18 protein-coding genes are annotated in these 23,698 nt (G+C 61.2%); 14 read left to right on the top strand and 4 right to left on the bottom strand.

Annotated features, from left to right (window positions below; all coding sequences use genetic code 11):
• Positions 1–3 precede the first annotated feature (3 nt).
• From pflA (JMY28_RS04105) to JMY28_RS04040, 14 genes are all read left to right on the top strand, one after another.
• Complete coding sequence (pflA, locus tag JMY28_RS04105) at positions 4–858, top strand: pyruvate formate-lyase-activating protein (RefSeq protein WP_201694641.1); 855 nt, start codon at positions 4–6, stop codon at positions 856–858.
• A gap of 18 nt (positions 859–876) precedes the next feature.
• Positions 877–2,469 carry an aspartate:alanine exchanger family transporter gene (locus JMY28_RS04100; RefSeq protein ID WP_201694640.1) on the top strand — a complete coding sequence of 531 codons (1,593 nt, stop codon included), beginning with the start codon at positions 877–879 and terminating at the stop codon, positions 2,467–2,469.
• Positions 2,470–2,555: 86 nt separating this feature from the next.
• Positions 2,556–3,491, top strand: a complete 936-nt coding sequence (locus JMY28_RS04095; RefSeq protein WP_201694639.1) for a phosphate acetyltransferase — start codon at positions 2,556–2,558, stop codon at positions 3,489–3,491.
• A 4-nt stretch (positions 3,492–3,495) separates the two neighbouring features.
• Positions 3,496–4,677, top strand: coding sequence for an acetate/propionate family kinase (locus tag JMY28_RS04090; protein ID WP_201694638.1), 1,182 nt, complete (start codon positions 3,496–3,498; stop codon positions 4,675–4,677).
• A gap of 98 nt (positions 4,678–4,775) precedes the next feature.
• Positions 4,776–5,639 (top strand): ion transporter, encoded by an 864-nt coding sequence (locus JMY28_RS04085; protein ID WP_201694637.1) that lies wholly within the window; start codon positions 4,776–4,778, stop codon positions 5,637–5,639.
• Positions 5,640–6,003: 364 nt separating this feature from the next.
• Positions 6,004–6,762 carry a TerC family protein gene (locus tag JMY28_RS04080; protein WP_201694636.1) on the top strand — a complete coding sequence of 253 codons (759 nt, stop codon included), beginning with the start codon at positions 6,004–6,006 and terminating at the stop codon, positions 6,760–6,762.
• 170 nt (positions 6,763–6,932) lie between these two features.
• A complete protein-coding gene (locus JMY28_RS04075) occupies positions 6,933–7,058 on the top strand; it encodes a transposase (RefSeq protein ID WP_407945473.1) in 126 nt (41 codons plus the stop codon).
• 280 nt (positions 7,059–7,338) lie between these two features.
• Positions 7,339–8,535, top strand: a complete 1,197-nt coding sequence (locus JMY28_RS04070) for a dienelactone hydrolase family protein (RefSeq protein ID WP_201695165.1) — start codon at positions 7,339–7,341, stop codon at positions 8,533–8,535.
• 677 nt (positions 8,536–9,212) lie between these two features.
• Entirely contained in the window at positions 9,213–10,457 is a 1,245-nt protein-coding gene (locus tag JMY28_RS04065) for an OFA family MFS transporter (protein WP_201694634.1), read from the top strand.
• 182 nt (positions 10,458–10,639) lie between these two features.
• A complete protein-coding gene (locus JMY28_RS04060; RefSeq protein ID WP_201694633.1) occupies positions 10,640–11,863 on the top strand; it encodes an acetate/propionate family kinase in 1,224 nt (407 codons plus the stop codon).
• A gap of 125 nt (positions 11,864–11,988) precedes the next feature.
• Entirely contained in the window at positions 11,989–14,247 is a 2,259-nt protein-coding gene (gene pflB / locus JMY28_RS04055) for a formate C-acetyltransferase (RefSeq protein WP_201694632.1), read from the top strand.
• A gap of 60 nt (positions 14,248–14,307) precedes the next feature.
• Positions 14,308–15,111, top strand: a complete 804-nt coding sequence (gene pflA / locus JMY28_RS04050) for a pyruvate formate-lyase-activating protein (protein ID WP_201694631.1) — start codon at positions 14,308–14,310, stop codon at positions 15,109–15,111.
• A 32-nt stretch (positions 15,112–15,143) separates the two neighbouring features.
• Complete coding sequence (pta, locus tag JMY28_RS04045) at positions 15,144–17,369, top strand: phosphate acetyltransferase (RefSeq protein WP_201694630.1); 2,226 nt, start codon at positions 15,144–15,146, stop codon at positions 17,367–17,369.
• A 66-nt stretch (positions 17,370–17,435) separates the two neighbouring features.
• Complete coding sequence (locus JMY28_RS04040; RefSeq protein WP_201694629.1) at positions 17,436–17,792, top strand: hypothetical protein; 357 nt, start codon at positions 17,436–17,438, stop codon at positions 17,790–17,792.
• A gap of 235 nt (positions 17,793–18,027) precedes the next feature.
• Here the strand turns inward: JMY28_RS04040 and JMY28_RS04035 are convergent, their stop codons facing one another.
• From JMY28_RS04035 to JMY28_RS04020, 4 genes are all read right to left on the bottom strand, one after another.
• Positions 18,028–18,522 (bottom strand): glycine zipper family protein, encoded by a 495-nt coding sequence (locus JMY28_RS04035; protein WP_201694628.1) that lies wholly within the window; start codon positions 18,520–18,522, stop codon positions 18,028–18,030.
• A gap of 158 nt (positions 18,523–18,680) precedes the next feature.
• Complete coding sequence (locus tag JMY28_RS04030) at positions 18,681–22,010, bottom strand: hybrid sensor histidine kinase/response regulator (RefSeq protein WP_201694627.1); 3,330 nt, start codon at positions 22,008–22,010, stop codon at positions 18,681–18,683.
• Complete coding sequence (locus JMY28_RS04025) at positions 22,007–22,669, bottom strand: response regulator transcription factor (RefSeq protein ID WP_201694626.1); 663 nt, start codon at positions 22,667–22,669, stop codon at positions 22,007–22,009. The genes JMY28_RS04030 and JMY28_RS04025 overlap by 4 nt, the downstream gene beginning before the upstream one ends.
• Before the next feature lie 233 nt (positions 22,670–22,902).
• Entirely contained in the window at positions 22,903–23,697 is a 795-nt protein-coding gene (locus tag JMY28_RS04020; RefSeq protein ID WP_201694625.1) for an EAL domain-containing protein, read from the bottom strand.
• Position 23,698 lies beyond the last annotated feature (1 nt).

The following is a 23,698-nucleotide window of genomic DNA, read 5'->3' as shown; positions in this document are numbered from 1 at the left end:
GCCATGAGTCAGTCGCTCAGTGGTAGCCGCTACGAGTATCGCGTCACACATGAAGGCGCAGCCGAAAACAAGGTATCCGACTACTACGCGGTCTATGCCGATGATGTCGGAAAGATTCCTGAGAACGAAGACGTCGTAGGTTACGTTCACTCGTGGGAGGTTGGCAGTACGGTCGACGGACCGGGGATACGCTTTGTGGCATTCCTGACCGGTTGCCTCCTTCGTTGCCAGTACTGCCACAACCCCGACACCTGGCACAAGCATAACGGCCACCCGGTAACGGTGGCCCGCGCGCTGCGCGAGATTGGGAAATACGCTCAGGTACTCAAGATCAGCCGTGGTGGAGTGACCCTCTCCGGTGGCGAGCCCATGGTGCAGCGCGAGTTCACGATGGAGATCTTCCGGGGATGCAAGCAACTCGGACTTCACACCTGCATCGACACATCGGGACGCCTCGGCGAGATGATGACCGACGAGGATCTGGGTTACATCGACCTGAATCTGCTCGACATCAAGTCGGGTGACCCTGAAATCTACAAGACGATCACACATAACGCGTTGCAGCCGACTCTGGATTACGCCCGGCGTCTTTCGGAACTCGGCCGGCCAATGTGGATCCGCTTCGTGCTGGTGCCGGGCCTGTCCGATGACTATGGGAACGTGGAGAAACTGGCGGATTTTGTGGGCGGCCTGAAAACGGTCGAGCGGGTCGAGATCCTGCGCTTTCATCAAATGGGCCGCGACAAGTGGCATAAATTGGGACTTCCCTACAAGCTGGAGAACGTCGAGCCACCCGACGCCGAGCTATCCGAGCGTGTGCGAGGGCAGTTCCGAAGTCGTGGTTTGACGGTCTTTTAACCGCGCAGGGGAGACCCCATGGATGTCATCAAATCTCTGCTCGAACAGCAGCCGCTCATGGCACTGTTCCTCACGATCGCGATCGGCTATCTGATCGGGGAAATCAACATCAAGGGCTTTTCGCTCGGCGTGGGCGCGGTGCTCTTCGTCGCGCTCGCCGTAGGATGGTTCGCGCCCAAATCCGCGCCCGCCCCGATGGTCGGTACGTTGGGTCTCGCGCTGTTTCTCTACGCAGTGGGTGTGCAATACGGCAAGCAGTTCTTTCTCGGCTTGAAGAGTTCGAACGGCCGAAAGGCCAACCTGATGGCCTTGATTGGCGTGTTGCTTTCGGGCGCGGTGAGCCTGCTATTCACAAGGACGCATGAACTCAGCATCGGCCACGCTCTGGGCCTGTTCGCGGGTTCGGGCACGAGCACGCCGACTCTGCAGGCGGCCATCGCGAGACTTTCCAGCGACGATCCCGCGGTTGGCTATTCGGTGGCTTATCCGTTTGGTGTGGCTGGTCCCATTCTGTGCCTGTACATCGTTTTCATGGTGCTGAAGCCGAAGCTCCAGTCCAACGCTGGGGGCAGGATGGAGGTGCGGGAGATTACGTTGCACGACTCGGAGTTTGCCGGGAAGACCGTGGGTGAACTCGCCGCCACACTGCCCGCGAGCGTGCGGATCGTTGCACTCCGACGGGCACACCATAACGAGCCGGTGTCGCCCGAAGCGGTGCTCGCGGAAGATGACGTACTGCTCATGGTTGGGCCGAACAAGGAGATGCTTGATCAGGCGGGACTCGCGGTCGGCGAGCCCGATCCGGGACGTTTTGCCAAGGACCGGCGGGACCTCGACTACATCCGTGTTTTTGCGTCTCGCGCGACAGTCGTCGGCCACGCGCTGGGTGACATCAATCTGCCCACTACACGGGCGTCGATCGTGGCTCACGTCCGCCGCGGCGATGCCGATCTGCTGCCCGGTCCCGACCTTGTCCTTGAGTCGGGCGATCGGGTCGGGCTGCTTGCCCATCGCGACGACTTCAAACCGGTACGCCAGTTCTTCGGCGACTCGATCAAGGCGACGGCTGAATTCAGCTATATCTCAATCGGACTGGGGATGGCGATCGGCTTCTTGCTGGGCGCTGTCGTCATTCCTCTGCCCGGCATGGGCAGGGTTTCCCTCGGGCTTTCAGGTGTACTGATCGCGGCGCTCGTGCTTGGGAATTACCGGCGGACCGGGCCGCTTAACTGGACGATTCCCTTGTCCGCCAATATCGTGCTGCGCAACCTCGGTCTCACGCTGTTTCTCGCACAGGTTGGCATGGCTTCAGGACCGAAGTTCGCAGCGACGGTGTCGCAAACGGGACTGACGATGCTGGGCCTCGGCGCGATCGTGCTGCTCACACTCGTTTTGCCCATTCTGATCCTCGGCCTGTTTGTCTTCAAGATGCCGTACGACGAGGTAGCCGGGATCGTCGCCGGCGCATGTGGCAATCCCGCGATTCTCGCGTATGCAAACAAGCTCGCGCCAACCGATGCGCCCGATATTGGCTACGCGATGATCTTTCCGGGCATGACGATCATAAAGATCCTTGTTGTCAACGTTGTGCCAGCGCTTTTTGGAGGGTGACCGCACGTCATGAGGGGTACGCCCTGAAACAGAAGCGCTCGCAACAGGCGGTCGATTGACACGATCCAGTGTCGCAGGAGCCAGCTATGGAAGCACACGCCAGGTATGAACGACTATTGGAGTACTGCAAGGCATTGCCGCCGCTGCCAGTTGCCGTCGCGCATCCGTGCGATGCCAGTTCGCTTGGCGGTGCGATCGAGGCGGCAGGAATGGGCCTCATTACGCCGATCCTCGTCGGTCCCCGCGCGCGCATCGAGGCGGTGGCGGCAGAGCACGGCATCGTAATCGACGGCTACGAGGTGGTCGACGCGCCGTTCAGCGAAGCGGCGGCGGAAGCTGCCGTAGGGCTTGTGCGTGAGGGCCGCGCAGAGGCGCTCATGAAGGGCAGCCTGCACACCGACGAGTTGATGGCGGCCGTCGTGAGGCGCGATGCGGGGATGCGCACCGCGCGGCGAATCAGCCACTGCTTCGTGATGGACGTGCCGGGCCATGATCAAGCCCTGATCATTACGGACGCGGCGATCAATATCGCGCCCACGCTCGAGGACAAAGTCCATATCGTGCAAAACGCCATCGATCTCGCGCACGCGTTGATGGTCGATGAAGTCCGGGTGGCGATACTCTCGGCAATGGAGACGATCAATCCCAAGGTACCGTCGACGATCGAGGCCGCAGCGATCTGCAAGATGGTGGACCGGCGCCAGATCACGGGCGCGCTCGTGGACGGGCCGCTTGCGCTCGACAATGCAATCGACATCCAGGCCGCGACCATCAAGCAGATTGACTCACCAGTGGCGGGTCGCGCAAACGTGCTGGTGGTCCCTGACCTCGAAGCCGGCAATATGCTGGCCAAGAGCCTGTCGTTTCTCGCAGGGGCGGACGCTGCCGGCATCGTTCTCGGTGCGCGCGTTCCAATCATTCTTACCAGCCGCGCCGATTCGGTCTTGAGCCGCCTCGCGTCGTGCGCGGTTGCTGTGCTCGTCGCGCGTGCGCGGCGCGAAAACGCCAAAATTATGGGGTGAGGCCATGGCGGATGTCGTCCTTGTTCTGAACGCCGGCTCGTCGAGCGTCAAGTTCTGCGCGTTCGATGAAAGCAGTGAGTCCGGGCGTGCCTTGCTGCACGGGCAGGTCGAAGGGCTGAATACGACACCACGCCTGACGGCGACCGACGACACGGGGCACGTCACAACCAAAGAATGGAGCGGTGGCAAAGAGATCGGGCATGAAGCCGCGATAGCCGCGATAGGCGAGTTCCTCATCGAGCATCGCGGAGGACACAAGCTTGTGGCTGTGGGGCATCGTGTCGTGCATGGCGGTCAGCAGTTCGACGCCCCCGTGCTCGTCACGCCGACGGTCATCACCCAGCTCGAGACTTTGATACCGCTTGCGCCGCTGCATCAGCCCCATAACCTGAAGGCGATCGAGATCGTTGCGCGACGGCGCCCCGACGTTGCGCAGGTTGCCTGCTTCGACACGGCTTTTCACCGCAGACAGCCCGAAGTGGCCCAGGCATACGCACTGCCGCCCGATATCACCTCGCGCGGCGTGCGGCGTTACGGGTTTCACGGCCTTTCGTACGAGTACATTGCGAGCGTATTGCCGCAGTTTGACGCCCACGCCGCCTCCGGTCGCACGGTGGTGGCGCACCTGGGCAATGGCGCGAGCATGTGCGCGATGGTTGACGGGCAGAGCGTGGCGAGCACGATGGGGTTCACCGCCGTGGAGGGGCTGCCGATGGGCACACGCTGCGGCAGCCTCGATCCTGGCATTCTGTTGTATCTGATCGATGCGCTGAAGATGGACGCGCGGTCGATCGAGGATCTCATCTATCGGCGCTCGGGTTTGCTGGGGGTCTCAGGCGTGTCGAGCGACATGCGCGAACTGCTGGCAAGCGCTGATTCCCACGCGGGCTTCGCCGTCGAGCTCTACACGTACCGTATCGCGCGAGAACTCGGATCGCTCGCGGGGGCAATGGGCGGAATCGATGCGCTCATCTTCACCGCGGGGATTGGTGAGCACGCCTCACCGATCCGCGAGCGCGTGATGCAACTCTCGGCGTGGCTCGGATTCGAACTCGACGATACCGCCAACGCAAGCGGCGGCCCGCGCATCAGTCGCCCCTCCAGCGCGGCGAGCGCATGGGTCATTCCGACCAACGAGGAGTTGATGATCGCGCGCCACACGCGGGCCGTTGCCGCACGAAGCTAGCGCTAGCCGTTGAACGTGGTTGCCGGCTTCGGCCAGACCGTGGCTTGTTCCGGTATCAGCAAACGTGGCCGGACCCAACAGTCCTGACGGTTTCCAGAATGAACGTCGTTCGCCCGCTTAAACGCGATTTTGGCAGACCCGAGCACGGCTGGCGACGGCGCATGTATGCCATCGTAGTCGAAGCCGAGACGGATGCCGCACGCCGCTTCAATGCCGCGATGCTGTCGGCGATCATACTCAGCGTGGCAGTCGTCATGCTGGACAGCGTCGAAGCCGTTCGTGCCCGTGAGCTATTAGTACTCGATATTCTGGAGTGGTTCTTCACGCTACTCTTCACCGCCGAATACATTGTTCGGCTCCTCTGCGTAGAGCGTCCGTTGCGTTACGCATTGAGCTTCTTCGGTATCGTCGACTTCGTGTCGATCCTGCCAACCTATCTGGGTGTAGTCCTGCCTGGCTTCCATGTCCTGGTCGACGTCAGGTTGTTGCGCATGCTGCGCATCTTCCGGATCGTGAAGCTGCCTCTCTACTTCGACGAGTCCCAGGTTCTCTGGCGCGGACTCGTCAGGAGCCGGCACAGGATCATGGTATTCCTTTGTGTCGTGCTGATTCTGATCGTGGTGCTCGGCACAGTCATGTATCTTGTCGAGGGGCCATCGAACGGGTTCACCAGCATCCCGGTCAGCATGTACTGGGCAGTGGTCACCATGACCACCACGGGCTACGGTGACATTCATCCGAAGACGCCGCTCGGGCAATTCGTCACATCGCTGGCCATTCTGCTCGGGTATGGCGTAATTGCCTTCCCTGCGGCGATGGTGGGTGCCGAAGCGGCGACGTCGATGCGACAAGTGCAGCGGCGTCCCCGCGCCTGTCCAAGATGCCATACCGAAGGTCACGACCCGGATGCGGCGTATTGCAGGCACTGTGGCGAACCGCTTGCCCCCGTTGACGATCAATAGTCGGCTCGCGGGTTGCGAGGATCCTTTCCCCCTATTGCGCATGCGTTTGTCCCGAGCTTTGGGTGCTATTTCGATGCGTGTGAGGACGCGCTATCGGACGAAGGTCCGATGGCGCCGCCAATTGTGCGCACTTAATCTACGAGTCCGAATGCTCGTGTTTGTCGCCCATGTTTCGCTTTTTCATTCGTTGGGCCGCAACGGGCCACGATGAAGGGCCGGCGTGTGCCAATCGTGTCGGATCAAGTGGAGCGAAAGCGAGGCGGAAAGCACGGAAGCTGCACTTCGGGAGCAGAACGATGAATTTTAGGTCGGCAGGGCAACGTGCTCATATTGATCTTTCAACTGCCTGAAGAAATACATCGGCATGGACTCCCTCGTCACCCTCATTTCTGAACCCGCTGCCTGGGCCGCACTTGTGACGCTTGTGGTCATGGAAGTCGTGCTCGGCATCGACAACCTCGTCTTCATTTCGATTCTCACCAACAAGCTGCCGGTGGCACAGCGCGCGAAGGCCCAGCGGATCGGCATCAGCCTGGCCCTCGTGATGCGCCTTGCGTTGCTTGGCACCGTGGCGTGGATTACGCATTTAACGCAGCCCGCGCTCTCTCTGTTTGGTCATGCTTTTTCCTGGCGCGATCTCGTTCTGCTAAGCGGGGGGCTCTTTCTTGTCTGGAAGGCGACGAAAGAAATCCACCACAACGTCTCGGGTGAGGAAGATGATCACCCGAGCGGCGCCCAGCCTTCCGGACTCACCGAACGGGCAGCCATTGTCCAGATCCTGATGCTCGATCTGGTGTTTTCCATCGATAGCATCGTGACTGCGGTCGGTATGACCGAACACGTGGCAATCATGTATGTTGCTGTGATTGTGGCTGTTGCGGCGATGCTGTTTTCCGCCGGTCCGTTGTCACGCTTCATCGACCGCAATCCAACTATTGTGATGCTCGCTTTGAGTTTTCTCCTGGTGATCGGTATGACGTTAATCGCCGAAGGATTCGGCTCGCACGTCCCGAAGGGCTATATCTACGCGGCAATGGCATTCTCCGCGTTCGTCGAAGGCATGAATATGCTGATGCGGCGCGCGAAGAGACGCCGTCGTGGGGAAGGTCCACTGCGCGACTGACCGTTCTGGTCAACGGCTTGGCAGACGCATTTGCGCATGAAGGCCCGCTCAAGCGAGCGGAACGTTCACGCGGATGGCCGCGCGACCGCGCAGGCGCGCTCCGCGTGCCCGTTGCCACAGGCGCCACACCGACCCCCTGATCCCGGCCGCTTTCTGCTGGACGTTGGTCCATAACTTCCAGCGCGCTGGCTGCCGCAGTGCCCGATGCGAAGGTCTTCAGGAACATGCGCCAGTTCGGCGCATGGCTTGCCTTCGCGCCGCGCCAGCGTAGCCATGCAGGCTCGCGCCATGAGTGACATACGGAGAGCTGGCCGTATTAAACCGTAGCCCGCGAGGGGAGGGGGAAGAAAGCGGCATCCAGAGCGTCTGACACGAGGTCAGTGCGGGCCAGATGAACGGCGGGGTGCACCGCTCTTTCGTTCTTCGGTTCACTGAACTGGCGACGCACTGACGCATCCACCAAATCCGCATTTGCGAATATAGTTGATTTATCAACTTGGTGCGAAAGCGATGATGCCAGGGCACATTGCCGCAGGGCGTCGTCTGTTGCACCCCAGATCGAAGCAGGTGCAACAGATGGGTTTTTGGCGAATTCGGGTGGTGTGGATAATCGTATGCGGGTGTCTTGCGTTTGGGATGCCCGCCGTACAGGCTCAGCCGTCACTAGCGCTGGACTCGCGCCCGCTTGTCAGTGCACCACCCCCTGACAGTGCACCCGGTGAGGACGCAGAATTGCCAATTGTTGGTCTGAACGAACAGATCATCCACATTCCAGTCGCCGGCGATGCTTCCCTCCAAACCACGATTTACAGGCCGGACGGTCCAGGGCCATTCCCGTTAATCGTCTTCAACCACGGGAAGATAAAAGGAGATCCACGCGTGCAAGCGCGCAGCGAACCGCTGCCACTTGCACGCGAATTTGTACGCCGCGGTTACGTAGTCGTAGCGCCGAACCGGCGCGGGTTCGCGCAATCGGGCGGCACCTACGGGAAACACGGGTGCGATGTCGAGCGCAACGGGGCGGCACAGGCCGAAGATGTCGCAGCGACGGTCGCTTTTATGTCGAGGCAGCCATACGTGGACGCGCAGCATATGGTCGTGGCCGGTGTTTCGCACGGCGGCCTCGCGACTATTGCATATGGCGTAGAAGCCGCTCCAGGGGTGCGGGGCCTGATCAACTTCTCCGGTGGCCTTCGCCAGGACGCCTGCTCCGACTGGCAGGGAAACTTGACGCGAGCCTTCGGCGCGTATGGCGCGAAGACAAAAGTGCCTTCACTATGGCTGTACGGCCAGAACGATTCGGTCTTCCCGCTTGGCCTCGGTGTGAGGATGTACGACCGGTACGTTGCGGGTGGCGCGGCCGCGAAGATGGTCGACCTGGGCGTCTACAAGAATGACTCTCATCGTCTGCTCGGGGATCGCGATGGGGTGTTCGTGTGGTGGTCGCCCGTCGAAGGATTCCTCAGGCAGGTGGGCATGCCGACGCGCGTGCAGTACCGCATTGCGCAGCCAGATCCACCGAAAGCGTCCGGCTATGCGGCGGTTGAATCGGTCGACGCCGTTCCGTTCCTCGATCGGGCCGGACGGGAAGGGTACCGCACGTTTCTGCAGCAGTATCCGGACCGTGCGTTCGCCATTTCCACTTCAGGTGCATGGTCGTGGGCGGAGGGAGGAGACGATCCGAACGCCTTAGCCCTCGCGAATTGCCAAAAACAAAGTCCCGATCAGTGCAGGCTCTATGCGGTTGATCAAGCGGTCGTGTGGCGGGAGTGAGGCTGCTGCGTCCAACGACAGGCACGGCGAGGGCCCTGTCTCCCCTCATGCCGGATCATCCACCGGTGCGTGCTGTTCATCTGCCGGCGCAGCCAGGCGTCCCCCTTGTGGATTGCTAACGTGTCTGCGTATTTCGGGCGCCGAACCCCTCGTCGCCTGAACTGACAATTGCCGCGAAACAGGCAGGGAGTGGCTCGCCCTTGCCCGGACGTCTGACTCTTCCTTGCGATCAGGCCCGGATCAGCTCCCGGCGCGTTGCGTCGCCCGACTCTTTCAAGTGCTGCCAACCCCTCACACGCAGGCGAGTGGGAGGGCTATTGGCTGGTTTGCTATGCACCCTCGGTTCAAGGTGTCCCGAATTTTCCGAACGGACGCGACCGGGAGTCGCATACAAAATTCTTACAGATTGGAATATAGTGGACATGTCAACTAAACGGTCGTGCGAAATTTCCGACAGCGTGGTGGAAAGTCTGGCGCGGCGTCGCTACTCCGGCTCGCCGCCTGTCGCGTAGATATGGTCATATTGCGGGCGATCAGGGTTGCGGAGTTGTGAATATTACTAAGGATGCCTATGCAATTACATGCCCATCGTCTCACCCATGTCAATGTCAAAAGCGCGAACCGCCCGGATGTTCCGGGTCCGCAAGATTACGCCTTCTGCCTGGAAGGGAAACACCATGAATCAGACCTCTAGTTCCGGCCGTGCCTGGGTAGTCCTGGCCGGCACACTCATTGCACAGCTTGTGCTGGGTTCCATCTACACGTGGAGCCTGTTCAACCAGCCGCTCGTCACCGAGTTTGGATGGCCGCTCTCCAAAATCGCGCTCACCTTTGCATTCACCACGTTCTTTCTTGCAATTGGGGCCTCCTGTTGCGCGTGGCTCGAGCGCACCTTCGGTATTCGTCAAACCCTCTTCGGCGCAGCACTTCTTCTCTGTGCAGGTCTGGCGCTGGCCTCTCGGGCCGAAAGCCTGATGCAGTTATACCTGACTGCGGGTGTCATGGTCGGGTTTGCCAACGGTGTTGGCTACATGATGACGCTCACCAACATGATCCGTTGGATGCCTGAGCGTAAGGGGCTGATTTCCGGACTGTCGATCAGCGCGTATGGACTGGGCAGCTTCGTCTTCAAGTATGTCAACGTGGCGCTCATTGCACATTTCGGTGTGTCCAGTGCTTTCACGTACTGGGGTTTGCTGATTGCACTGGGGCTGGTAGCAATTGTTCCGCTGATTTCGAGTGCCCCTGAGCAGCAATCCACGCCGGGCTCGAGTATCACGGGCTACACCCTTCGTGAGGCCTTGCGCAAGCCTCAGGCGTACCTGATCTTCGCGGTGCTGTTCACGACCTGCATGGGTGGCCTCTACTCGATCAGCGTCGCAACGGACGTGGGCCTGCGTTTGGTGCATCTGACCCGTCCGGAAGCGGTGGAAGTGGTGTCGATCATGGCTTTGGCGAATATTGCGGGTCGCCTGATCATGGGCCCGGGGTCCGACCGCATCGGACGCAAGCCTGTGCTCGCATTCGGCCTGATCCTGATGCTGCTTGGTGTGTCGACGCTCCTCTTTGTACCGCTTAGCAAGGGCGTGTTCCTGCTTGCCATGGCGGCCATCACGTTCAGCTTCGGTGGAAGCCTGACTGTGTACCCGGCACTCGTTGGTGACTACTTTGGCGTGAAGAACGTCAACCAGATCTACGGGTTGATCTATCAGGGCTTCGGGGTGAGTGCGCTCACCGGCGCAATTATCGGTGTGGTTGGTGGCGGACTGCAGGGGCCTTTCTTCGGGATCGTTGGTCTCTGCGTGGTTTCGCTCGTCATCATTACGATGCTGCGTCCGCCGAGCGAAAAGGCACCCCAGCGCCGCAAGGCGCCGGCCCCGGCGACGCGCCCGGTGCTTGGCAAGGCGACCACTTCCGCATGAGCCGGTAGCCGCCTGCGCCAGTCAGACGAGGTGTTGCCCCGCAGTTTGGCAATCGAGCCTCGCCCGGCTGGTGCGATGTGAAGAGGTTTCTCCGCTGTACAAGCGGAGAACGGAGTACGTCGACCAGAGCGGCGTTCTGCGACACCCGTGTGACTCTGGATCAGTTCGTAGGTATCGATGCCATGAGCACGCAACAACCACTGGTACTCGTTGTCAACAGCGGGTCGTCGTCCGTGAAATTCAGACTCCTTCCGGCCGACGGCGGTCCTTCTCTCCTCGCCGGACTCGCGGAGTCGCTGGGTACGACCGGGCCGGCGCGCCTGATCATCCGCAAGGGCGAGGCGCGGCACGTCGAGGAGTTGCCGGGGAACTGTCACATGACTGCGCTTCGGGCGATCTTTTCGCACATCGAGCGCAATGGCTGGCTTCACCGCGTAGCCGCGGTCGGCCACCGCGTCGTGCACGGCGGTGAGCGCTTCGCCCGGTCCGTTCTCGTCACGCCCGACGTGATAGCCGATATCGAGGCTGTTTCGGTGCTCGCGCCGCTGCACAACGCCGCAAACCTGCTTGGCATTCGCTCGTGTAGCGAACTCTTCCCCGCGATTGCGCAGGTCGCCGTGTTCGATACGGCGTTTCACCAGAGCATGCCGCCTGAGGCTTACACGTACGCCATTCCGTTTCGCTTCTATCGTGAACATGGCATCCGGCGCTACGGTTTTCACGGCACGTCTTTCCGCTACGTGGCGCAGCGCGCGGTCGAAATGCTCGCGCTGGATCCGAAGGACCACGGGGTCGTGATTGCGCACCTGGGCAATGGGGCGTCGGTATGTGCGGTGCGTAATGGAGCGAGTTGCGACACCTCGATGGGGCTCACGCCGCTTGAGGGGCTCGTCATGGGCACACGCTCAGGCGATCTTGATGTCGGCGCGGCTGCACATATGGCGCGTGTGGATGGGCTGGACCTGACAGGCGTCGAAGGCCTGCTCAACCGCCAATCAGGACTCCTCGGTCTGTCGGAGCTCTCGAGCGACTGCAGGACGCTCGAACTCGCCGCGGACACTGGTCACGAAGGCGCGGCCCTCGCGCTCGACGTCTTTGTTCATCGGCTCGCACGGTATATCGGAGCGCTCGCCACGTCACTGCATCGTTTTGATGCCCTCGTCTTTACGGGCGGCATTGGCGAGAACTCGGCGCGCGTGCGTGACATGACGCTCAAGCATCTACGAGTCTTTGGCTTCGTGCTCGACGCAAAGGCAAACGGGCACATGGCAGGCGGCGTCTGCGGGCGCATCGACAGTGGCACGGGCCCCCAGGCATGGGTGATCCCCACTGACGAGGAAGGACTGATCGCTCGTGACGCGGTCCGCCTGACTGGCCTCCATGAGCCGGAGCGATTGGCGGCCTGATTTCGAAATCGCGGGAGTGCAGGCAAGGTCGGAGACACAGAGCAGAGCTGTCAAATGATTGACAGGTCTTATTGAGGAATTGGGTGCGGCACTGGCCGTGCCGGTGAACCAGATGGAGTTGTGTGATGAACGTCGTCTCTAATGTTGAATTCAAGGCTGATCCCTGGGCAGATTTCGTTGAGGGTCCGTGGCAATCCAGCGTGGATGTGCGCGGTTTCATCCAGAGTAATTACACACCGTACCAGGGTGACGGGTCGTTCCTCGCGGGTCCGACGGCGCGCACGACGGCGCTGTGGGAGAAACTCGCTGTCCTGCTCAAGGCCGAGCGCGAGAAGGGTGTCCTTGACGTTTCGGCAGACCGTGCTTCGTCGATTACGGCGCATGGGCCGGGATACATCGATGCGGACAACGAAGTGATCGTGGGGCTGCAGACCGACGCGCCCCTGAAGCGCGCGATTATGCCCAATGGCGGCCTGCGTATGGTCGAAGCGGGTCTCGAGGCCTATGGCTTCGAGATCGATCCGGCAGTGAAAGAAATATGGACGCTTTACCGCAAGAGCCACAACCAGGGTGTCTTCGACGTTTATTCGCCCGATGTGCTGGCCGCTCGCAAGTCCGGCGTCATCACCGGCCTGCCTGACGCCTATGGTCGTGGCCGGATCATCGGGGATTATCGGCGTGTGGCGCTCTACGGCATCGACGCACTCAAACGCGACCGCCAGCGCGCCTTCCACGAACTCGATAACGCGGTGTTCAACGAATCGACGATACGTACGCGCGAAGAGCTCTCGGAGCAGTTCCGCGCACTCGAAGAGCTCAAGGAGATGGCGGCGCGGTACGGCTACGACATCTCGCGGCCGGCGCTCACTGCGCGCGAGGCAGTGCAATGGCTCTACTTCGGCTATCTCGCCGCGGTCAAGGAGCAGAACGGGGCCGCAATGTCGATCGGGCGTATCTCGACCTTCCTCGACATCTACATCCAGCGTGACCTGGATCGTGGGCTGGTGACCGAAGAGGGCGCCCAGGAACTCTTCGACGACCTCGTCATCAAGCTTCGGATCGTGCGCTTCCTGCGCACCCCGGATTACGATCAGTTGTTCTCTGGCGACCCGACCTGGGTAACCGAGGCAATCGGTGGCATGGGCGAGGACGGTCGCACGCTCGTGACCCGTTCGAGCTTCCGCGTCCTGCATACGCTGTTCAATCTCGGCGCGGCGCCGGAGCCGAATCTCACGGTGTTGTGGTCCGAAAAGCTGCCGCGAGGATTCAAGGACTTCTGTGCCGAAGTGTCGATCCAGACGTCCTCGATCCAGTACGAAAACGATGACGTCATGCGTCCGCGCTGGGGCGATGACTACGGTATCGCCTGTTGTGTGTCGGCCATGCGCATCGGCAAGCAGATGCAGTTCTTCGGCGCCCGCGCGAACCTGGCAAAGACGCTGCTCTATGCGATCAATGGCGGTGTGGACGAGGTGAGCGGGAAGGTGGTGGCCGAGGGCTTCGAACCGATCAAAGGCGATGTGCTGGACTACGACGACGTGATTGCGAAGTTCGACCCGATGATGGACTGGCTCGCGCAAACCTATGTCAAGGCGCTCAATTCGATCCATTACATGCACGACAAGTATGCGTACGAGCGCATCGAGATGGCGCTGCATGACCGCGACATCCTGCGCACGATGGCTTGCGGCATCGCCGGGCTGTCCGTTGCCGCCGACAGCCTGTCCGCAATCCGCCACGCGAAGGTCAAGGTCGCGCGCAACACGGCCGGGCTTGCGGTCGACTTCGTGATCGAAGGTGAGTATCCCGCGTACGGCAATAACGACGACCGTGCTGACCAGATCGCCGTCTGGCTCACCGAGACGTTCATGAAGAAAATTGCCGCGCAACCATACTTCTATCGCGATTCGGTGCCTACCCAGTCGGTGCTCACGATCACCTCGAACGTCGTGTACGGCAAGAAGACGGGCAATACGCCGGACGGTCGTCGGGCAGGCGAACCGTTTGCGCCGGGCGCCAACCCGATGAATGGTCGCGACACGAAGGGCTTTGTGGCTGCAGGGGCATCGGTCGCCAAGCTGCCGTACGAGTGCGCGCTAGATGGCATTTCCTGGACGGCGTCGGCCACGCCGGACGCGCTCGGGCGCCGCGCCGATGAGCGTCGACGCAATCTTGCGAACTGCCTCGACGCGTTCACGCTCGCCCACGGCCACCACGTCAACGTGAACGTGTTCAACCGCGAAACCCTGGTCGATGCGATGGAGCATCCGGAGAAGTATCCGCAACTGACCATCCGGGTGTCTGGCTACGCGGTGAACTTCGTCAAGCTCACGCGCGAGCAGCAGCTCGACGTGATCTCGCGTACGTTCCACGCTTCCCTTTAACCCACTCAGGCCGGACCGGAAGGCACCGGTCCGGCTGTCCTCAGAAGGGAGATTTCAGCCATGCTCGCCACCCTCCAGACTCCTGCTGTCCTGCGCGAAGCGGCACCCCGCAAGGTGGTCGCGAAACTCGGGGCCCAGCGGGGCATGCTCCACTCGGTGGAGACGGGCGCTGCCGCCGACGGTCCGGGCGTGCGTTTCGTGTACTTCTTCGCGGGCTGCCCCCTGCGCTGCGCGTACTGCCACAACCCGGACACCTGGCGTTTTGCGGCGGGACGTGCGGTCACGATTGACGAGGCGATCGAAGAGGTTCGCCCATATGTGAAGTTCCTGCGCATGACCGGCGGAGTCACAGTCTCCGGCGGTGAACCGCTCGCACAACGTGCCTTCGTCGGCCAGTTGCTCAAGCGGATTCACGATGAATTTGGACTGCATACGGCTTTGGACACGCAAGGCTACCTCGGCGCCAATGTGAGCGACGAGTGGCTCGAGTCGGTGGACCTCGTACTGCTCGATATCAAGCATATCGATACTACGCACTACCGTGAGCTGACTGGCGTGGAGCTCGCACCGACGCTTGCCTTTGCGCGGCGGCTCGCGCGATTGAACAAGTCCGTGTGGATCCGCTACGTGTTGGTTCCCGGCATCACGGACGGCCCTGAGCACATTGTGCGGCTCGCTGATTTTCTTCTCGAACTGGGGCCGATCGTCAAGCGCGTCGACGTCCTGCCGTTCCATCAGCTTGGCGCGCACAAATGGAAAAGCCTGAACCTGGATTACAAGCTGAGTGGGGTGAAGCCCCCCTCAGCGGCGAAGGTCGCAGAGGCTGTCCAGATCCTTCGTGAGCGCGGTCTGCCCGCCGAGTAACACAAGTCACGTCAGTAAAGCGAGAAAGTATCATGAGCCATTCACCCCGAATCTTCTACCTTGTCCCGGTTTCACGTGATGCCGGCCTTACCTCGATGGCGCTTGGACTCGTGCGGGCGCTGCAACTCGGTGGCGTTCGCGCAGGCTTCGTGAAGCCCGTTGCACAGCCGGAGTCGATTCCGGGAGAGCACGACCTCTCAGCGCATTTTGCGCGCACCCTGTGCGGCACCCGAACACCAGAACCGCTCGACTATACAGGCGCGATCGAGCGCGTTCGAGCGGGCGAGCTGGCGGGTCTCATGGAAGACGTGGTGTCGATCGTCGACACCGCGAGCGAGGGCAACCAGGTCCTCGTGGTCGAAGGTCTGATCCCGGACGTCGACTTCCAGATTGCAACGCGGCTGAACATCGAGATCGTTCGTACGCTAAGCGCCGAATTGATTCCCGTGTTTTCGGCGCGCGCGCGTGATATAGCGGACCTGGGCGCCGTCGCGTCCGGGGCTGCCGAACAATACGGTGATGGCGGACGGCGCCCGCTTGCCGGCGTGCTCGTGAACCACGCGGCCGAACAACCCGATATGAAGGCCCGGGCGCTCGACGTGCTTGGGGACGGCACGCCTGTTCTCGCGTCGGTGCCGACCGCGCAGCGTCTGCTTTCCCCGCGCGTGATCGACGTCGCCTGTGGCCTGAATTTACGCGTCGTGCGCGCTGGCGCGGCAGCAACGGTCAGAGTGGACAATGTGCTCGTCGCGGCGAGTTCGCCGGAGCATTTGCTGCCCCGCCTACGTCCGGGCACGTTAGTCGTCGCGCCGGTCGACCGCACCGATGCGATCATCGCGGTGGCGCTGGCCGCGCATCGCGGCATGCCTCTCGCGGGCCTGCTTCTCACCGGCGGAGGTGCGTTATCAGCAGACATGGCGGCGCTGTTCAAGGGCCGACCACTTGACCGTTTGGCAGTGCTCGCCGCAGACGACGATATGTTTTCAATCGCCGCGCGCCTGGCGAACCTGTCGAGCCACGTCAATCGAGGCGACGCGGAACGCATGGAGCAGGTGGTCGACTATATCGCCGGGCGCATCGTGGCCGAGCCGCTCGTCGCGCGTCTGGACGTGCCGGGGATGCCGCTGATGCCCCCTCCGGTGTTCCGCACGCGCCTGGTCCAGTCGGCGCGTGCCGTCCGCCGGCGCATCGTGCTGCCCGAGGGAGAGGAGCCGCGTACGATTCAGGCGGCGGCACAGTGTGTGGCCCGCGGCATCGCGCAATGCGTGCTACTGGGCGCGCCCGAGGCGATCCGCGCCGTCGCCGCGGGTCACGGGATCGAGCTGCCCGCCGGCGTTCAGATCATCGACCCGGAGGACGTGCGCGAGCGTTACATTGCGCCGATGGTCGGGCTGCGGCGCGCCAAAGGTCTGACTGAACATAAGGCCCGGCTGGAGCTCGAGGACAACGTCGTGCTGGGCACGATGATGCTGGCCGAGGGGGACGTTGACGGGCTGGTTTCCGGCGCGGTCCACACGACTGCCAATACGGTGCGCCCCGCACTTCAGCTGATCCGCACGGTACCGGACTCACGTCTGGTTTCAAGCGTGTTCTTCATGCTGATGCCGGACCAGGTTCTGGTCTACGGCGACTGCGCAATCAATCCCGACCCGAATGCGGAGGAGCTCGCCGAAATCGCCATCCAGTCCGCTGAGAGTGCGCGAGCATTTGGCATCGACCCGCGTGTTGCGATGATCTCCTATTCGACAGGCACGTCCGGATCCGGCGTCGACGTCGACAAGGTCAAGGCGGCGACCGAAATCGTACGCCGTCTGCGCCCGGACCTTGTGGTGGACGGGCCGATCCAGTACGACGCGGCCTCCGTTGAGAGTGTGGCGCGACAGAAGGCGCCCCATAGCCCGCTCGCCGGTCGCGCCAACGTCTTCGTGTTTCCCGACCTCAACACCGGGAACACCACGTACAAGGCGGTTCAGCGCTCGGCAAATGTCATCTCCATCGGGCCCATGCTCCAGGGGCTACGCAAGCCAGTCAACGACCTCTCACGCGGCGCGCTCGTGGATGACATCGTCTACACGATCGCAATTACCGCAGTTCAGGCGGGATCAGCGACAGCTGCAGAGCGCAGGCGTGAGGCCGCCCAGTGTCTGACGGACGAGTTCGGCGTCGGCGGCGAACCGCCTGCACTTCTCTCGCCGCGCGTGCCTGCAAGCAGGGCCGCATCAGGTGAATCCGGTTGCTTGCAGTCCGCAGTGGTCTAGGCCACGGAGGGATCCGAGCCCCGGCAGGCGGAGAGGGGTTGCGAATCACTATGGAGTACAGAATAATTGGAGGTGAAAATGACTGGTGGGCACTATGTCGCCACGCTCGAAGAGCGGGTCCTCGATCTCATGTTCGACGGCGATGGGTGGACCGTAAAGCTGCTGGCTCAAGCGCTGGATGTCAGCCAGTTGAGAATCAGGATCAGGCTGCGTGCCCTGGTCGCCGCCAGCGAAGTTCATGTCGTTCGAACAGACGGCCGCGGGAGTGTTCGAACCTTCAAATACGGCCCCCCGCCGTCAGCCGTCGTCGCCCCGCGCGCCCAAAAAAATCGAGCGATCGTGAAACCCAGGCAGTGGCGCTGGCCGGAACTGGATCCGCTGCTCGACCAGGTGATTCGCGCGATGGCTCGGCGATCGGGATAGGCGCGATTTCATCCCGTGTTGTTTTAGTGAAAAAAGATGATCTTATGATGGATTGCTTGGTGACACGGCCACGCGACTGGATTCACCAGGAGGAGAATGGTCGAGAACCGCCACGCATTTGCGCCTGCACCTCGATCGACTCGAAGGGATGGTTTGGCGGCGACCAATACCGCGGCCCGGCCGGGCCGCTTTGCATTGGGTTACCGTGTCGCGCGCGTTCGTAGCGCACAACCACCTATTCGACCGTATAGCCCCGGCCTGTCATGCAGGCACGCCATGCGTGCCAATATGACGACATTGCGTACTCGTTGCTCGCCTGGGCCTGTGCGTTGTATGCGGCTATTCCACGACGTTCCTGACGCCGTTCTATTCCACCTGCCATCGCACCGATCGCGGCCCCCTTGCCGGCGTCGCCTGCAATCGCTCCAGCTACGCTCCCCGCCGCCGCGCCGCGTGCTGCGCCGACCACACGCTGGCCGCCAGGCACCACGACGGGGCCCGGCGCCGTCGCCGCGAATGCGGGATCCACGCCGCTTTGCTGCTTCGCCCAGCTATAGCAGGCCGCGTCGTCATTCGACTGCTGGTAGGGTGACTGTCCTCTTGCGGGATAAATCACGGGTTTCGGGTAAATGACCTGTGCCTGCGCAATTTCGGCCACGGCTGGCGCGATAACGGACGCCAGCGCGAACGCAGCCTGCGCGGCGAACATAAAATGTCGACGTTTGCTCATAAGTGACTCGCGGGAAAAAGTCGCCCGCACGAAGGCGGGCGAGAAGGGAGAGTCCACATGAAGTGAAACGACAGATCTGCTGTTGATCGCTGCAGCTGTCATGACCATATTGCGTCTTCGCGGCAATGGTCACAATCATAGAAGTTGGAAAGTGTGGGCTAAATCGCCTCAGTTTCTTTGGTGTACGTATCGCTTGTACATTCGCACATGCGCGCCAACTCTTGCACGACGACCCCGGCCTGGCTTTCGATTTCGGCGTTCCAGCTTTCCATTTCCGCGAGGTAGTGGTGCAACTCTTCGCAGAGGGCGAGCAGTTCAGAACGCTCGAGTACGGCGAGCGTGCCCGAGATTCGGTGTAACGCTCGCTCGAGCTGCGCAACGTCGCGCTCGGCAATGACGATTTCAAGCGCCTCAATGTCGATTTCGGCTTGCTCCAGAAAAGCGCTCACATAGGCTGCGGGCACGCGCGGAATCTCTGGAATAGCGCTCTCGGTGCTCGCATCCCCGGCTGCAGGATTCTTGCTGAGACGAAACGCATCTTCTTCTGAAGCGATGCCGTTGCGCACCGAAGCGAGAACGGCAAGGGAGACGGGCTTGGTAAAATAGTCCGCGAAACCCATTACGCGCGCGTCAGAAACGTCTGCGTGCCGCGTGCTCGCGCTGACCGCGTAAACCGGGATATCCAGAGCGAGCGCGTCAATCTCACGAAGCAGTTCGAACCCGTTCATATCGGGCATATCGATATCGGTCAGCACTGCGTCGACCCGATTGTTCGACAGTGTTGTCAGTGCTTCGTAGCCGTTGCTCGCCTGGAGCACGCTGGCGCCCAATACGGAAAGTTGATCGCGAAGCAGGCTTCGGTTCAGGCGGTTGTCTTCGGCGATCAGGACGCGCAGGCCCTCCAGCGGCTTCTCCGGCGTCTGGCCGCTACGCCCACCGATGAACGTTCCAGGCAGCGGCCCACCCGATATCGCCCCCAGCAATGCAACCTGAAATCCTGCTCGACTGTAGATCGAGACCTCCTGGCCTCCGTCCGGCCGTATCGAAGCGACAAGCGGACCCTGTTGCTTCACCCAGACAATCGAGGCTGGCGCGCCCCACCATCGAGTAACGTCCTCAGGAGAAAATTCTTCGGTAGCAACGAGGCATTCGAATGCGTTACTGTCGAGAGGCTCCCCGATGTCCCGTATGGCCACGGGCGGATTGTCCGACCAGTCCAGATGGTTCAGCAGCGTTTCATAATGTTCAGGTGCACGAAATAGCACCGCGATTCGCGTTGCTGGCGCGCTCGCGAGCGTGGCGGTGTCGCGGCCGACGTTGGAAACCCTTAGAGGCAGATTCACGGTGACGCGCGTACCCACCCGCGCCATGCTGTCAAGCTTGATCCCACCGCCCATGAGTTCGCAGAGTTTCGCGCAGATCGAGAGACCGAGCCCGGTGCCCCGTGCGTTGCTCAGGCGGTGTGCTGACGCCTGGGAGAACGGTTGGAAAAGGCGATCGCGCTGGTCCTCGGGAATCCCAACGCCGGTGTCGGAGATCTCGATGGTGAGGGCGTCATTTGCCCATCGCGCACGCAGTACCACCTTCCCGGAGTGGGTGAACTTCAGCGCATTGTTCAGCAGATTGTTGATGATCTGCGACACGCGCACAGGGTCGAAATGGAGCTCAGCGGGAATGCGTCGATCGAGAACGGCGTGCAAGGTCAGCCCGCGCTTACCCGCCTCGCGCGCGTGCGACGCCGCAATCCCGTGCAGCAGATCGACTAGCGACCCAGGCGTTTCTTCGATCCTCAACGCGCCAACATCGATCTTCGAAAAATCGAGTACGTCGTTGACCACCTGCAACAGACCATCTGACGAAACCTGCATCGCGCGAACGCGTTCTCTTTGTCCGGCATCCAGTTTCCCCAAGGCGAGGAGTTCGATGTTCCCTACGAGCGAGGAGAGCGGCGTTCGCAATTCGTGGCTCATCGACGCGAAGAACGCTAGCTTCGCTTTCGCGGCTGCATCGCTCGCGAGCTTGGCTTGTCGTAGCAATTGCTTCGAGTGATGGTGCTCGGTCATGTCCACGATCGCACAAAACAACACCGGCTCCTGCCTGACCTCAGCGGGCGCATAGGTGATTTCCAGATGCACGGGGTTGCCGTCTGCCCGGTTCAGGGTAAGCGGGATCTGGAATATCCCGGATTCGCTGGCGCTCGCCGACTGTGCGCCAAGATGCACGTCGAATACGGCGCGAAGACCGTGCGGCAAGCGCGTTTCCCCGGGAGACATGCCCAGAACCTCACGCGCGATCTGGTTCGAAACGATGATTTCCAGCGCCTCCCGCCGCACGATGCACAAACCAACCGGGTTCGCATGAACGAGCAGATGGTTGAGCATCTCGCTCTCGAGCGCCCGCGAAGCTTCTTCGTACGTCACCACGAGGAAGCGGTAGTTCCAGTGGCGGTACATGGCAAAAAGCAAAACGAGAACCAGCGCTGTTACTGCGCCTATCAGCAGCAACTCGCTGGCCATTTTCTGCAACTGTTGCCCAGGCGGGAGCACGAAAACGAGGTGGCCAAAGTCGGCGGTGAGGGGGGCGAGGCGCAGCGCCCAGCCGTAACCCGGAATCCAGTGAAATACGCCGTCCTGGCGGCCTTGCAGCTTGTGGTCAAGCAGTTCGGCTTTGACCTCTTCTCCAGGGCTGGCCAATGGAGCGTCGAAGCTGTCAAACAGGATCGCATCAGGAACAGACAGCCCATCTCTTGCAGGCTGGAGCAAATCTCGCAATGCAATGCGTGTCAGGGCAACGGCATAGATCCGATTGCTTTTTGAGACCAGTGACGCGCCGATCATCTCCGGTCTATCCCGCGTTTGACCGGAAGGTATCGTCAGCCAGACGACACGCTTTTCCCGCGCTGCTTCCAACGGATCGAGTCTCGCGGCACGGTACTGGTTGAGAACGGCGTCAACGATCATCGAAGTCTGTGTCGACGAGTACTTCGCTTCATCGCGCGATCGCGCCGAATAAGGGGTGACGTATCGATAGGCTGCCCCGTCGGCCACCGAAATCATTTCGATGGCCGGCATCTGCCCTGCCGCGAGCAGGATGCGGACCGCCTCGTTACAGCTTTGCTGAAGGACAACGTCCTTCTGCGACGACTGCGAAACGCGCACGCAGACACTGTTTGCCTGTCCGCCGTGGTCGGGATGGAACGGGTCGTTCGCGCGCAGGCTCAGTACGAGGTTGGAGGCCGTGAGCGCGCTGCGGCGCTCGAGCACCGCATCCACGATGCTCTGCTCATAAAGTCGCGCGAGTTGTTCCTGCGCGCGCAGCGAGGCGTTCAGCCGGACTGCGATCGCCACCGCCGCACAGGCGAGCGTGCACAGCGCGAGCAACGCCACAACGATGGAAAAGACATGTCTTTCGCGCTGCAGGTTTTTCTCGACGGAATCGAAGGTGCGCAGTGGCGACTCATTGCCTCGCGGAGTTGCCGTCTTCTTCATACCAGACCGTGGTCACGTGCATAGGTGATCAGGTCGGCGTTGTTGGCGATATTCAGCTTCTGCATGGCGGAGCGCTTCTGGGCTGCGATGGTCGCGAGCGATCGATGAAAGGAGGCCGCGATGCTCGTGAGCGAGTCGCCGTTTGCGAACATGCGGACGACTTCGATTTCCTTGGGGGACAAATGGCATGCATTTGCACCGGGGCGTCCACCCGCGCTGCTGATCCTGTTCGCAACGGCGGGGGAGAGATGCGGACCTGCGCTGCCGGATACCGCGTTCAGGCAGATTCGCTTCAGGATTTCCGGGTCTTCCGATTTACCGGCAATGCCAGCCACGCCTTCTGCCTTGATGCACGCCAGCAGGCCGCTGTTGGTGAGCATGGTGAATACGACAATGGGCGTATCGGGGTGGCGGCTGCGCAGACGCTGGATCAGGCGCAGGCCGTCTTCGTTGCCCGGCGCGCGCTCCATCGAAAAATCGGTCACGACGAGATCGAAGCGTTGCTGTTCGAGTGCTTCAAAGAGCGCCTTGCCGGACTGGTATAGCTCGACGACCTGAAAACCGATGGTGCTGAGTACATCTCTGATCGCGAGGCGGATCATCGGGTGATCGTCTGCGATCGCTACTGATAGGGTTCGAAACGCTGGTTGAGAAATCATCTACATGATGGTTGTTCGAATAAGGCTATGTCAGCAAAAGCAGCAAAAAGTTCGACACGGCCTAAGGAAAATTTTATTCGAAAAGTGGATATATCAATCATATGGGGGTCAATTCCCAAGAAGAAGTCTTTCATATCTGCATGGCCATCATTTTTAGTTTGCCTGACTCGCACGTTTTCTCGCGCTTTCCCGGGCAACGCCGTTCAGCGTGCAAGGTTACCGGCGCCCGCGTTTTATCGCGCCGATATGCCGGACGCGCGAAATAGCCAATAGAAAATTGCCGTGGATGAGAGTGGTTCCGAGATCAGATTGCCCTGTGCGTCCAGATCGCCAAACCGACCGAGCCAGGCGAGTTGGCTGACGTTCTCCACACCGTCGACGGCTACGGAAATTCCGAAGTCGCGCGCAAGGCTGACGACGCTCGTCAAGATGCCGGCCGATGTTAGATCGTGCGGAAGGTTCTCGGTGAATTGACGACAAAATTTCAACCCGCTGACTGGCAACGTGATCAGGCTCGAGAGCGTCGAAGGCTTGAGGCCGAAGTCGTCGAGAACGATGGAAATTCCCATACGCCTCAATTCCGATAATCGCCCGACGAGGATTGCGGTGACATCCTGATCGGCCGGCTCACGCATCACGAACCTGAGGCGGGTGGGCTGAATGGCATGTTGCCGGATGCCACGCGCGACCAGGGAGGCGAATTGATCGTCGAGAAGTTGATCCGGCGATATGCCAATTGAAAGTGCCACGTTGTCTGGCGTGCAGCACTGCCAACGAGCCAGGTTGGCGCATCCATCGTTGAAGACGGTCTCGAAGTCCGACATTGCCGGCGCAGTGGGCTCAGCGCTCCATCGGGCGATGGCCTCGGCGCCAGTCAACACACCGGATCGCGCGGAAACGATCGGTTGGTATTCGACCAGGAATCTGCCGTCCAAGGGGTTGCGCGCACACTCTGGCGCATCGCTCTCCCTCGGCTGGACCCTCGACGCATTTTCGCGCTTCGCTTCGCGCCGCAAGCAACTGACCATT

This window comes from Paraburkholderia hiiakae, from assembly GCF_904848665.1.
Classification (GTDB): Bacteria; Pseudomonadota; Gammaproteobacteria; order Burkholderiales; family Burkholderiaceae; genus Paraburkholderia; species Paraburkholderia hiiakae.
This window is presented reverse-complemented; position numbering and strand designations above follow the sequence as displayed.